A 13,426-nucleotide genomic window follows, 5' to 3' on the forward strand; every position below is an offset into this window, starting at 1 on the left:
CCCGCGCTAAGGCTATTGGGCATTGTGGATGCCGATCCGAAAGCGGCTTTGGATTGCTTGAGCGGAGTGGCGCGTTATTCGGAAGGCTGATCAGGAATCGCAGCCAGGATCACGACTTCTGGACTGTAATCATCTGGCAAGTCTGGCGGGCTGTCCGCTTCGAGGTCAAGACGGATGAATGATCTCAGGATGGACTCGAAGGTCTCAGTATCGCGAGCCCAATGGATAACACCATCGAATTCAGCAGCAAGCCAATGAGTAAGCTCAAGCGAAGACCGCCGGTTTACGCCAACTGGGCTATCGACCTGAACGACGGCGATCCTGTCACCCCCGACCCAGTTAAGGGCCTCTGGCGGCAACTCGTGCGCATAGTTGCGACGACCGTTCCAGAAAGCGGTGCGAAGAAACTTTCCTGCAGGCGTGCCAATCCTGAATATCCATGGCGCGTCTTCATGGTCTACACCTGTTGTCGGATAGAACTTTGGGGGTGGCGGCCGGTCAAGAACAGCAGCCTTCTGTCCTCGAATCTCGTTTCGCTGCGCCTGTGTCAATCGGCCCAGAAAATTTCCTTCATGGTCGAATTGTTTGATCCATTTGGAGTAGTGGACTGGACCGATCCCTGCATCGTACACATCAGAATCGGCGAATGCGAAGAGCAACACTTCGTCCGTAAATGTACGAAGATGGTGAATGACGATATCCCAAGCGATATCCTCATGTCGTATGGGAACGATGTGCAGCGGCGCATTCAGCTTGGCGTTCGAGAGGCGCTCGATGACAGCTAGCCCGATCGGCGTGAACCCCTCGCCATCTCCTACACAGAACCCAACGCAGAATTCGCGTTCATCGGCAACAGCGCGGTACGCGCGAAGTACCACCCTCGCATCCGGTGAAAAAATTTCGTCGCCAGTCAGTTCGTTTATGCGCGCGCCATTGATCGAAGGATCAGGAGCCAAAATGTGGAGCTCGACATCACCATCAAAGCGATCCGAATTCGGCCAATCTGACTGCTTCTCTTTCCTGCGTCTGGCTTCGCCCATCCCATAAACCCCAATCAGCTAAACGCTGCGACGAGCGTTTCAATCGGCAAAAACAGTGTTCGGCTGTCATCCGGATACTCAATGAATTCCGCACAGTGCAGATAGAAGTTCTTGGCAGCATCATCCTTGGCTTGGATCACCACGGCGCCGATGCCGATTGTCTGCGATGCCAGCGCAATGCGGCGCATTGCGTCGGACAGCATATCAGCTCCAAGACCCTTTCCTGCGTGGGTTTGATCGACTGCCAGCCGCCCGATGATCGAGACGGGAATGCTATTCGGAGCGTTCCGTTTCAGTTTCGAAGGCGCGTTTTTACGCTCCACCGCACCAGCTGAGATACAGACATACGCCACCACGGCCTTTTTCTCGTTACAAAGCACGTAGGTGCGTGAAAAGCGGCTCTCGTTCTTGACGGCTTTCTTCTTCAACCAGTCATTCAGCACCGGCTCGCCACAATCAAATCCGGAAAGATCGTGCTCTTGGCTGATTGGTTCAGGCGCTGGAAAGTAAGCTCCCTGCCCCTTACCTTTCTTGCTCATTTCTTCCATGCCGGCTCTCGCCGGAGCAGAGAGCGCAATCTTGGGCCAGGTGCGGCAGGATTGTCGAGAGCGTTCATGAAGTCATCGAAACGCTTAGAATCAAGCGCGAAATACCGCCTATCGAGCAAAACATTGATTGCCTGCTCTCTTACGATATCGATCATGAACTCGGTCCGGGTCTTTCCCAAGGCCGAGGCAGCGTCATCGATCAGTTGTCTTGTATCGTTTTCGATCCGAAGATTGATACTGCCTTTTGGTGCAGATGCTGAGGACGCTTCAATCGAAGCCTTGCGCGCCTTCTTCTTAACCGTGGTTGCTGTTTCAGTCATAGCTGATGTATACACAATGTGTACACGATGTCAATGAAAGTGTAGGTTCGGCGCTTCCGCATCCTCACGAGTGCTGCGCCCGCCACCGCCGTTGGTGCTGAGCTTGTCGAAGCACTGCACTTCTTCTGTCCGTGCATTCCAGAAAAGTGAAGACCAGCCGTTGGCGCTTCGCGCCCTCTGCGAGTCCGACAAGCTCAGGGCGAACGGGCTCAGTTGAAGATGATGCGCTCGCCTTCGCCCACCGCGTTGCGACTAGGCCCACTGGCGCGGGCTCAGTCTCACTGCCCCTCCCGCAGGCGGAAGGGGAAAGGGTTACTCCTCCCCCATCCGCAGCGCTGCAATAAACGCCTCCTGCGGGATGCTCACGTTCCTCCCCGCCTACGCGGGGACAGGCCGCCCTGCGGGCGCTCCCGCATCCAAAATGAGTGTTACTCTTCACCCATGCGTAATGCCGCGATGAAGGCTTCTTGAGGAATTGAGACGTTCCCGTACTCTCTCATTTTGGCCTTGCCCTTCTTCTGCTTCTCCAGCAGCTTCTTCTTGCGGCTGATGTCGCCCCCGTAGCACTTCGCCGTCACATCCTTGCGCAGGGCGGCGATGGTTTCGCGGGCGATGATCTTGCCGCCCAAGGCCGCCTGGATCGGGATCTTGAAGAGGTGGCGCGGGATGAGGTCTTTCAGGCGCTCGCACATGCCGCGCCCGCGCTCTTCGGCGACCGAGCGGTGGACGATAAGCGAAAGCGCGTCGACCGGCTCGTTGTTGACGAGGATGTTCATTTTCACAAGGTCGCCCTCGCGGCTGCCGATCTGCTCGTAATCGAAGCTCGCATAGCCGCGGCTGATCGATTTCAGGCGGTCGTAGAAGTCGAACACGACTTCGTTCAGGGGCAGCTCATAGGTCACCTGCGCGCGCCCGCCCACGTAAGTCAGCTCTTTCTGGACGCCGCGCCGGTCCTGGCACAGCTTCAGGATCGCGCCGAGATAGTCGTCGGGCGTGTAGATCACCGCCTTGATCCACGGCTCCTCGATCCTATCGATGCGGTTCACATCGGGCCAGTCGGCGGGGTTGTGAATATCGACCACGGTGGCCTCTTCGGTCTTGGTCTTGGCGAGGTGGACGCGGTAGACCACGGAGGGCGCGGTGGTGATGAGATCGAGATCGTATTCTCTGGAGAGGCGCTCCTGAATGATTTCGAGGTGCAGGAGGCCGAGGAACCCGGCGCGAAAGCCGAAGCCCAGGGCAGCCGAGCTTTCCATCTCGAAGGAGAAGCTCGCATCGTTCAGCCGCAGCTTGCCGATGCTCTCGCGCAGTTTCTCAAAGTCCGCCGCATCGACCGGGAAGAGGCCGCAAAAGACCACGGGCTGGACTTCCTTGTAGCCCGGCAGCGGGTCTGTGGCGCCGGCCTTCACGGTGGTGATCGTGTCGCCGACGCGGGCCTGTTCGACTTCCTTGATCTGCGCTGTGATGAAGCCGATTTCGCCCGGGCCAAGCTCGGTGAGGTCGGTGCGCTTGGGGGTAAAGCAGCCCACGCGGTCGACAAGGTGCTGCGTGCCGCCCTGCATGAAGCGGATGTTCTGGCCCTTGGTGAGCGCGCCTTCGATGACGCGCACGAGGATGACGACGCCGAGATAGGGATCGTACCAGCTATCGACGAGGGAGGCCTTGAGCGGCTTGTCGCGCGTGCCCAAAGGCGGCGGGATCCTGGCGACGACGGCTTCGAGCACGTCCTCGATGCCGATGCCGGTCTTGGCGCTGGCGAGCACGGCGTCGCTGGCGTCGAGGCCGATGACTTCCTCGATCTCCTGGCGAACGCGCTCGGGCTCGGCGGCGGGCAGGTCGACCTTGTTGATGACGGGGACGATTTCGTGGTCGTGCTCGATCGACTGGTAGACATTGGCGAGGGTTTGCGCCTCGACGCCCTGGGCGGCGTCGACGACGAGGAGTGCGCCCTCGCACGCGGCAAGGCTGCGCGAGACCTCGTAGGCGAAGTCGACATGGCCGGGGGTGTCCATGAGGTTGAGCTGGTAGGTCTCGCCGTTTTTGGCGGTGTAGGTGAGGCGGACGGTCTGGGCCTTGATGGTGATGCCGCGCTCGCGCTCGATATCCATGTTATCAAGGACTTGCGCGGACATCTCGCGCTCGGTGAGGCCGCCGGTGAACTGGATCAGCCGGTCCGCGAGGGTGGACTTGCCGTGGTCGATGTGAGCAATGATCGAAAAATTGCGGATTTTTGAAAGGTCAGTCATCACCCGCGCAAATAACCACAGGAAAGCTCTGTGTCATTCGCGAAAAATGCAAATGACTTAGGGTCGTTGGCTGAATTGCAATCGGGCGAAGTGAAGCAGCGCGCGCGGATTGTTACGCGATTTCGCGTGTCGTGGTTCGCGAATAGCCAAATTGCGGGACGCTGCCCGTTTTGGCCGCGACCCCGCCTTGCATCGCTTTGTAATTGCCCGCGGAAAGCGCAGCGAGCGGCGCGCCCGCCGCCGCCAGAGCGTAGGGGCTGACCCGGTTGCGTGTGCACAGCCCGCCTGCGCCGTCTTCGATCAGGGCCGTCTCGAACTCGAGACCCTGAATGTCGCCATTCGTGCGAATGACCGTCGCGACAGCGAGCTGCCCACCGCCCAGATCGACCACGAACTGAGTGCCCTTGGGAACGTCTTCCAACCCTTCGATCAGCGCGCCGGTCTTCGACAGGTTGCGCAGCGTCACCTCATAGGAGTGATCGTCGTGGATCACCTGAATCTTGCGGAACACGGTCCGTCGCCGCGCGCGCTTGGTGCGGTCTTCGCCGGGCGGGAGGGTCCAAGCACCGCCGATGAACTCGGTCTCGACCGTTTCCTTGTCGACGGGCTCGGCGTAGATCGCACCCTGCACACAGCCGACGCCGCAATCGCCGATCACCGCCATGAGCTCGGGCGTGTCGATACCGGTGGCGATCGTGTCCATCTCCAGCGCACCGGCAAGCGCCACGATCGCCTTCACCAGTCCCGTCTCGCGCGCGTCCACCCGCTCGATCTCGGCGATCAGCTTTTGATCGATCTTGATCGTATCGAACGGGGCGCGGCGCAGATAGGCGAGCGAGGAATAGCCACTGCCGAACTCATCGAGCGTCAAACGCACGCCCATCTTGAAGAGCGATCCAAGGATCCGGTCCGCCGCTTCGCTGTCGCCGAAGAAGAGGTCTTCCCCCACCTCAAGATCGAGACGGCTCGGCGCGAGACCGGATTCCTGAAGCGCCTGCGCGACGTCGTCCAGGAAATTGTCGGCCTTGAGCAGAGTTAGCGGAATGTTGACCGCGATGCGCACGCTTTCGGGCCAGTTTGCAGCGAGGCGGCAGGCTTCGTTGATCGCCCACAGGCTTACCTCATTGACCTGATCCGACCCGTCGAGGATCTGCGCGAATTCCTCCTCATCGATATAGCCCCGTTCCGGATGCTGCCAGCATATGTGTGTTTCAAGCGAACGCACAATCTTGGTCTCGGCGTCGACAATCGGTTCAAAGCGCAGCGCGAGCTGTTCGTCGCGAACCGCGTCGCCAAGGTTTTCGCTGAGGCGACGGCGAAAAATCGCTTCGAATTCCAGATCGGCCGTAAAGAAACGATACTGCCCTCGCCCGCCATTCTTCGCGGCGTAAAGCGCAAGGTCCGCCGAGCGCACGATCTGCGCGCCGGTCACCCCATCGTGCGGGGCAATCGCTATCCCGACCGAGCAACCGATAACGCAGCGGCCTTCTTCGAGCGAGTAAGGCTGCTTGAGCATCGTAATGATCTTGGAAGCAATCTCGCCGAGCTCTCCGCGATCGTCCATGTCCGGCAGCAGAACCTGAAACTCGTCGCCGCCCAGTCGACCGATCTCGCAATCTCGCCCGATGGCGCGTTTGAGCCGCGCGCTGACCTGCTTGAGCAATTCGTCGCCTGCCGCATGGCCCAGCGTGTCGTTGACCTGCTTGAAGCGGTCGAGGTCGAGCATGATGACCGCGCAATTGCGTTTGGCGGCCTTGAACGCGGTCAGCGTGGTCTCGATGATATGCGCCATGCGGTGCCGGTTAGAGAGCCCCGTGAGCGAATCGTAACGCGCCAGGCGCTCGGTTTCCTGCTCGCGGTGGTAATCCTCGGTTATGTCCGCGCCGGTGCCGCGGAAACCGCTGAATTTCCCACCCTCGAAAATCGGGTGCCCGGCAAGGCGCAAGACCGCACCGTCCGAGCGGCGCACCGACTGCACCGCCAGCCCGGAGAACGCCTTGTGCGTGTTGAGCAGCAGCGACAACGGCTTGGGGCTGCGTTCGTTTGTGGCGGGATCAAACAGATCGGGCAGCGGCTTGCCGATCAGATCTTCAAGCGGAATTTCAAGGCGTTCGGCAAGCGCGGGGCTGAGATAGGTCAGGTGGCCTTCTTCATCGCTCGCCCAGAACCACCCAAGGCCCGATTGCTCGAGCTGGTCGAGCATCATGACTTTCTGAGCGTCAGACAGCGTCTGCGGCACGGTCTTGAACCGCCACTTGGACGACTTCGCTGCCGACTTCGCGCTTCCTGATGACAAAAGGCCTTTGAGGGGCACTTCGCCAAATCCTTCCCGATTGCATGCCTCGCCGCGTTCTGGCGATTGCGCTTGTGTAAAGCCAATTGGTTAGTTTTGACCTAATTCGCGGCGCAAAAAAAGACTCGCGCCTGCGGCGAATCGCCATCGCCGCTGCGGCGTGCATTGAACGGATTGTACGTGTCGTCAGCGGGTATTAGATGCCGCCACGGCCTGCGAAGGACTTCACCTGTGGGCGCTCATGAAGCATCGCGAAGGTGCCATCCGCGCGCCGTCGCAAGGGGTCGCGGAATTCGACGCCGACACGGTTCTCACGCGACCAGCGCACTTGCGCTTCGACGCACTTGCCCGGCGAAAACTCGATCCGGATCGCGCTGCCCACCGGCATGTTCCAAAGCCCTTCAACCAAGGCACCGCCGTCGGAGATGTTGCGAATATTCGCGGTCAGGCGGTTGTCGCGATGGATAATCGTGACGCGGCGCAGAAGCACCTGGCGCGGATGGCGCGCCGCTCTTGGCCCTTCAGCCTGCGCCGCCAGGTTGCCCCGCACCAGCTCAGTCGCCTCTTCGGCATCGAGCGGCTGATGGTAGATATAGCCCTGCACGTGGCTGCACCCGAGCAGGCGGATCAGTTCCAGTTCGTCCAGCGTCTCCACGCCCTCAGCGGTCGTATCCATACTGAGCGCTTCGGCAAGCGAGGTGATAGAGGCGATGATCGCTCCGTTGCGGCTGCCATCCTCGGTCGCGCCGCGCACGAAGCTCTGATCGATCTTGATCTTGTCGAACGGCGCTTTCTTCAGATATCCGAGCGAAGAATACCCCGTCCCGAAATCGTCGAGCGCCAAACGCACTCCCACTCGCTTGAGCGCCTTGAACATTGCGTCCGTGCCCGAACTGTCGTTGAGGAACACGCTTTCGGTAATCTCAAGCTCAAGTCGAGCCGGCTCGACGCCAGCATGCGCCAGCGCGTTGGCAACGTGGGTGGCAAGCTCAAGGTTGGAAAATTGCAGCGGCGAGACATTGACCGCGCACCGGATCGTATCGGGCCAACGCGCCAGATCCGCACACGCGGTGCGAAGCGCCCACTGCCCCATCTGATCGATCAACCCTGCGTCCTCGGCGATGGGGATGAACTTTTCCGGCGAGATAAAGCCGCGCTTGGGGTGGTTCCACCGCATCAGCGCTTCAAAGCCGACGATCTTCTCGGTCGCGGCGTAGACGACCGGTTGATAATAGAGCGACAAACCGCCGGTCTGGATCGCCTCGCGCAGCTCTTGCTCAAGTTCCGCGCGTTCCTCGGCAGCCGAGTGCAAATCTTCCGCGTAAAAGCAGTGAACCCCGCGCCCGGCGTCCTTTGCGGCGTAGAGCGCCAGGTCGACATTGCGGATCAGGTCTTCGCTTGTCGTTCCGTCATCCGGCGCGATGGCCACCCCCACCGACGCGCCGATTACGACGCTGTGACCGTCGATCGAATAGGGCTGCGAGAGCGACTGGATGATCTGCTTGGCCACGTGGACCAGCGCCTCGCGGTTGGCGTAGCCTGGAATGATCACCTGAAACTCGTCGCCGCCAAGGCGGCCGCAGCGCCCGATCCCGTCAAGCACGCGCTCAAGACGCTGCGCCACTTGTTTCAGCAGAGCGTCGCCCGCGGGGTGGCCCATCGTATCGTTGACCTGCTTGAACCGGTCGAGATCGAGCATCAGCACCGTGCAGGCACGGTCGCGTTCGCGAGGGGCAGCAAGGATCTGCTCCAGCGCCTCGCTCATCTGCACCCGGTTGGCGAGCCCGGTGAGCGAATCGTAGTGCGCAAGGCGCGTGACCTGCTGTTCGCTGCGCCGCTTCTCGGTCAGGTCGGTGCCGTGGCCGCGAAAGCCGCAAAAGTTGTTGAACGTGTCGTAAACCGGGCGCCCCGTAAGCGACCAGAAGCGCTCTTCCTCGCCCGAATTGGCCGCGAGCACCTCGATATCGCGAAAGGCTGAGCGCGCCGACAGGTGAAAGCCCAGCGTCCGCTCGGCGTCCGAAGCGCGAGCATCCTGATCGACGATCATGGTGAGCGGCTGTCCATGCAACGCGTCAACCGTCATCCCGATAACCTTCGCTGCTGCAGGTGAGATATAGCTGATGAGCCCGCGCCGGTCGGTTTCCCAGAACCAGCCCTGTCCGGTTTCCTCAAAACTGCGCAGGATGTCTTCCGCGCGCGCGGCCACTCGCTCGCGCGCTTCGGAGGCCAGGCGACGTCGCTCGGCCGCTGTCCATTCGAAGCGCGCAATAATGCCGAGCGCAAGCGCCGCTCCGATCACCGCCGAGACAGTCAGCGCCGAGGGATGAACCAGCGCGAAGGCGGCCCAGATCGAAATCTTGGCGGTAAACATCGCAACGATCCGCGCGCGATAAAGCGCCGCGGATGCAGCGTTGATACACACAAGACTGGCGACGGCCCATTGCCATGGGAGCCCAACGATCACCCAATTCGCAAACGCGTAGCCAGCAAGCGCCATGGGGAGCATGATCCCAATCACCATCAGCGCGTGTCGGACCTTGTCTGGCGTCTCAGCCCGGCGTTCCAGCTTCGCAAAGGGGGCGCCAAGCAGGATGAGAGCGATCGACGCGCCGGCCGCCACAAGCGCCAAGGGCGTGGGGATCGTCCGCGCAACTCCTCCTGCGATCAGGAAGGCGAGCAGCATGAAGAGCGCGAGCCCGCGCTGGTCTTGAGGCAGGTAATAATGGCTTTCGAACAGAGCCTCGCCGGCTGTCGCTCGATCATCGGGATGCGACCGTCGGCGATCTCGATCAACCGAACGGCGTTCGATGAAGGGTGTCTTTGCAGGGGAATCCGGCGTCGTCGTCGACTGGGGCTTGGAACCCAGGTGCACCGGATCGACCGTGTAAAGCGCCGATGCCTCGCGCGCGCCGAGGGCGCGATCGCGGGCGGCCCCCGCGCTCGCAGCGCTCGGGTTTACACGCGCCTCTGGCAGATTACGCAGTGGTCGGTTCACCATTGAAATCGCATGCCGGGAACGCTTTGAAATCCGGTTAATTGCGCCTCTTAAGAAAGAACTACCGAGCCCCCTTGGGCAGCCTCAACACGCCCGGGATATTGCGCGGCGCTTGCGCGTTAACAAACGGCAGGGCATGTCTTGCCGCAAGGCCAAAGGCACGATTTCGTTCGCAGTCGGCTGAAAGGGAGCCGAGACAAAGGCTGAGAAATCGGCCCCAGCCCATCACAAATGGAACACCAAGTGCGCGCAAGCGGCGTTCATGGAGAGAGGAACCGAAAGGGGAATTCAATGGCAGACGGCACAGTACAGCTCGAAAACGAGGCAGCGCAGTCAACCAACGCGCTCGGGCCGCTTATTGGCGTTGCGCGCGAGGACTTCGTGTCAGCGGTGGCGCTGTTGCTGCGCGAAACGGCTTCAGATCCCAGCCGGGCCTTCAAACACGCGCGTTCGATGACGGAGGACATGGTCAAAATCATGACCGGGCGCAGCGATCTTCAGCCCGATCCCAAGGACAAGCGCTTCAAGGACCCGGCCTGGCAGTTCAACCCGTTCTTTCGCGCAGGGGCGCAATACTACCTCGCCGTGCAAAAGGGAATGCGCGGCTGGCTGGAAGAGCTTGAGCTAGACGAGCTGGAACGCAACCGGGCCAACTTCATCGCCAACATCATTCTTGACGGCCTTGCCCCCACCAACACGCTGGCGGGCAACCCGATGGCGCAGAAACAGCTCATCAATTCGGGGGGCCTTAGCCTGATCAAGGGTCTGCAGAACGCCTACAAGGACCTGACGCAGAACAAGGGAATGGTCAGCCAGGTCGACAAGCGCCCTTTCAAACTGGGTGAGAACATCGCGACCTCCAAGGGCAGCGTTGTCCATCGCACCGAGATGTACGAGTTGATCCAGTACGCGCCGACCACCGATGAGGTGCATGAAATCCCGCAGCTCACCATCCCGCCGCAGATAAACAAGATGTACATCAACGATCTCTCGCCCGAGAAGTCGATCATCAAGTGGCAGGTCGATAACGGCCTGCAAACGTTCGTCATTTCCTGGCGCAATCCATCCAAAGAGCACGGCGTTTGGGGCATGGACGAGTACATCGCGAGCTGCGAAGAAGCGCTTCGGATCGTCTCGGACATTTCCGGCTCGAAGAAGGTCAACGTCTCGGCCGGTTGTTCGGGAGGGCAGACCGCCTCGGTGCTCGCCTCCAAGCTGGCGGCGACCAAGAACGACATTCTGGGCTCGCTGACGCTGATGGTGTGCGTGCTTCACCCCAAGCCAACCGATATCGAAGCGGGCTCGCTGGTCAGCGAGAACGGCCTCAAACTTGCTCGTCAGCGCGCGGCCAAGGCCGGCATCATCAAGGCCGATGACCTCGCGCGCGGCTTTGCCTGGCTGCGCCCCAACGATCTCATCTGGAACTACGTCATCAACAACTATCTGCTGGGCATGGACCCGCCCGCATTTGATGTGCTGTTCTGGAATTCTGACGCGACGAACCTGTCCGCAAGCCTGATGGGCGATTTCCTTACGCTCTACGAAACGCTCGCCTTCTCGACGCCGGGCACGGTTGAAATGGCGGATCACAAGATCGACCTGACCAAGGTGACGGCCGATCTGTTCATTCTTGGCGGTGTCACCGATCACATCACCCCGTGGAAGGCAACTTATCGCTCCACTCAGCTGTTTGGGTCGAAGAACGTGACCTATGTGCTTTCGCAATCGGGCCACATGCAAGCGATCCTCAACCCGCCGGGCAATCCCAAGGCGAAGTACTTCATCCAGAAGAAGCGCGGCAAGCTGCCTGCGACCGCCGATGAGTGGCTGCAAGGGACCGAAGAGATCAAAGACAGCTGGTGGCCGCTTTGGGCCGAGTGGGTGCAGAAACGCGCGGGCAAGAAAGTCGCGGCGCCCAAGCAATTGGGCAACGCAACCTATACCCCGCTTGATCCCGCTCCCGGACTCTACGTTGTCGAAGAAGTCTGATAAGGACACGCCCGCCCCGTAGGGATCCGGGGCATGGCACAGGCAGAGCTCGCGAGGGATCGACGAGCCCTCCTGTGCCATTTCACAAGCGTAGTTTCGGATAGACAAGGACGGGTAAAATCTTGGCTGATGCAATGAAGGACGCGGTCGTCACCATGGAAGAGGTGGCAGGCCGGACGCTACGGGTTGCGACGTGGAGGCTCGTTCAGGGGATCGAGCAGCCGCCTATCCTGTTCTTCAACGGAATCGGGGCAAACATCGAAGCGGTGGCCCCTTTGGCCGAGACGATGGCCGAGCGCGGCTTCATCATGTTCGACATGCCGGGGACGGGCGAATCGCCCGATCCGGTCATTCCCTACAACCCCTTCATCATGAGCTGGATCACCGCTGAGATTCTGGGCCGCCACAGCCTGGGAGAGGTTGATGTGATGGGCGTATCGTGGGGCGGCGCGATGGCGCAGCACTTCGCGCTCCAACATCCCGCGCGCACCCGCCGCCTTATCCTGGTCGCGACCACGCCGGGCATGGCGATGGTGCCGGGCAATCCGGCGGCCTTCACCAAAATGGCCAATCCGCGCCGCTATATCGATCCCGAATTCATGAACGAGCACTTTGCAACGCTCTATGGCGGAGCGGATGCCGATGGCGCAGCGCACCAGAAGGACAGCCATATCGGTCGCCTGAAGCCCCCTTCCCCGCGCGGCTACATGTATCAGCTTTTGTGCATGCTTGGCTGGACCAGCCTGCCCGCGCTGCCCTTCCTGAAAAAGGAAACGCTGATCATGATGGGCGAGGACGATCAGATCGTGCGCCCGATCAACGGGCAAATCCTCAAAGCGATGATCCCCAACGCGCGCATCCAGATGTTCGAGGGAGGCGGGCACTTGTTCCTGCTGACCCACGCCGATGAGAGCGTCGCGGCGATCCGCGAATTCCTCGACGCGCCCGAGACCCAGGCGGAAAAGGGCCGGGTCAGCGCGTTTGCAGCGTGACCCTTTGCACTAACCCGCTTCTCTGACCCCGCACTGCCCTGCGTCCGGCAGCCGCCCCGCTTCAGCCAGAGCCACCGCAGCCTCTCGCCCGCGGTCGGTCGCCAGCACGTCCACCCCGCCCTCGCTGAGTTCGGCGTAGCGTTCGGGTGTGCCGAAACGCTTAATCACCCCGTCGATGGAGCGATCCGGGCGGCCCAGCGTGCCGAAGATCACCTCGACGTCCTGCCCGTCGAGCAAAGAGTAGAGATCAGGCCGAGCGGTTCGTGTACCGGTGAAGGCGACGATGCGATCCGCAGGAACCCCCGCTTCGACTATCTCCTCAAGATCGCCCGGCGCAGAGATCGAATAGGAAATGAGCATCTCGGGCGCGAGTTCGTGCAGTCTCGTCGCCTGCCCTTGCGAATAGGCGATCAGGATGACGCGCGCCTCCATGCCTTTCTCGCGGATCAGCGCGATCGTATCTTCAAAGCTGGCGGTGCGCTTGAAATCGATCTGGAGCACCGTCTTGTCTTTCGCCCAATCGAGCGCGGCGGACAGCGTTGGCACCTTGTAGGGCGTCACCCAGCCCGCTTCATCGCGCAGGTTTAGGTCCTTGATCGCATCCCATGCCAGCTCACGGGTCGGCCCCGTTCCCGTCGTCGTGCGGTCGATCGTGCGATCGTGCATCAGATAGAGGACACCGTCCGTGCTTTGCGCAACGTCGATCTCCATCACCGCCGGGACCGCCGCCATCATCGCATCCATGGTTTCGATCCCGTTCTCGGGCAGCCCCGCCGACGGCCCGCCCCGGTGCGCGGAAATGAGCGTCTTTCCCTCAGCCTCGAAGCAATCGAGCATCGCTGAAAGATCGCCCGCCGGATCGAGCGTGTAACCCGCGCTGGAGGGTCCTTGCGCGCCAAGCGCAATGGGGAAGAGCGCGGTGGCTAACGTGGCGAGCGAAAGAGCAAGCGTCGTACGGGCCATGGAAGATGAGACCTTTGTTCTGATGAAAAGCGTGAGCGCG

The 13,426-nt window shown here is 61.0% G+C and carries 9 protein-coding genes; 2 read left to right on the forward strand and 7 right to left on the reverse strand.

Annotated elements, in window-relative coordinates:
- Positions 1 to 74 precede the first annotated feature (74 nt).
- From QNI87_RS05260 to QNI87_RS05285, 6 genes are all read right to left on the reverse strand, one after another.
- Positions 75 to 1,040 (reverse strand): hypothetical protein, encoded by a 966-nt coding sequence (locus QNI87_RS05260; protein ID WP_300594965.1) that lies wholly within the window; start codon positions 1,038 to 1,040, stop codon positions 75 to 77.
- Between the two features lie 14 nt (positions 1,041 to 1,054).
- Complete coding sequence (locus tag QNI87_RS05265; RefSeq protein WP_300594968.1) at positions 1,055 to 1,588, reverse strand: GNAT family N-acetyltransferase; 534 nt, start codon at positions 1,586 to 1,588, stop codon at positions 1,055 to 1,057.
- Positions 1,576 to 1,908 carry a DUF1778 domain-containing protein gene (locus QNI87_RS05270; RefSeq protein WP_300594971.1) on the reverse strand — a complete coding sequence of 111 codons (333 nt, stop codon included), beginning with the start codon at positions 1,906 to 1,908 and terminating at the stop codon, positions 1,576 to 1,578. Before QNI87_RS05270 ends, QNI87_RS05265 begins: the two co-directional genes overlap by 13 nt.
- Before the next feature lie 428 nt (positions 1,909 to 2,336).
- Positions 2,337 to 4,154: a translation elongation factor 4 gene (gene lepA / locus QNI87_RS05275; protein WP_300594974.1), complete on the reverse strand. Its 1,818-nt coding sequence runs from the start codon at positions 4,152 to 4,154 to the stop codon at positions 2,337 to 2,339.
- A 112-nt stretch (positions 4,155 to 4,266) separates the two neighbouring features.
- Positions 4,267 to 6,468, reverse strand: coding sequence for an EAL domain-containing protein (locus tag QNI87_RS05280; RefSeq protein WP_300594977.1), 2,202 nt, complete (start codon positions 6,466 to 6,468; stop codon positions 4,267 to 4,269).
- A 175-nt stretch (positions 6,469 to 6,643) separates the two neighbouring features.
- Positions 6,644 to 9,445 carry an EAL domain-containing protein gene (locus QNI87_RS05285; protein WP_300594982.1) on the reverse strand — a complete coding sequence of 934 codons (2,802 nt, stop codon included), beginning with the start codon at positions 9,443 to 9,445 and terminating at the stop codon, positions 6,644 to 6,646.
- A 288-nt stretch (positions 9,446 to 9,733) separates the two neighbouring features.
- Here QNI87_RS05285 and QNI87_RS05290 point away from each other — a divergent pair, with 288 nt between their 5' ends.
- Positions 9,734 to 11,431 carry an alpha/beta fold hydrolase gene (locus tag QNI87_RS05290; protein WP_300594985.1) on the forward strand — a complete coding sequence of 566 codons (1,698 nt, stop codon included), beginning with the start codon at positions 9,734 to 9,736 and terminating at the stop codon, positions 11,429 to 11,431.
- Positions 11,432 to 11,553: 122 nt separating this feature from the next.
- On the forward strand, positions 11,554 to 12,423 hold the full coding sequence (locus QNI87_RS05295) for an alpha/beta fold hydrolase (protein ID WP_300594988.1): 870 nt from the start codon (positions 11,554 to 11,556) through the stop codon (positions 12,421 to 12,423).
- Positions 12,424 to 12,432: 9 nt separating this feature from the next.
- Here QNI87_RS05295 and QNI87_RS05300 read toward each other — a convergent pair whose 3' ends face one another.
- Positions 12,433 to 13,386 carry a glycerophosphodiester phosphodiesterase family protein gene (locus tag QNI87_RS05300; RefSeq protein WP_300594991.1) on the reverse strand — a complete coding sequence of 318 codons (954 nt, stop codon included), beginning with the start codon at positions 13,384 to 13,386 and terminating at the stop codon, positions 12,433 to 12,435.
- Positions 13,387 to 13,426: the final 40 nt, after the last annotated feature.

Source organism: Erythrobacter sp. (assembly GCF_030066995.1).
Taxonomy (GTDB): Bacteria; Pseudomonadota; Alphaproteobacteria; order Sphingomonadales; family Sphingomonadaceae; genus Erythrobacter.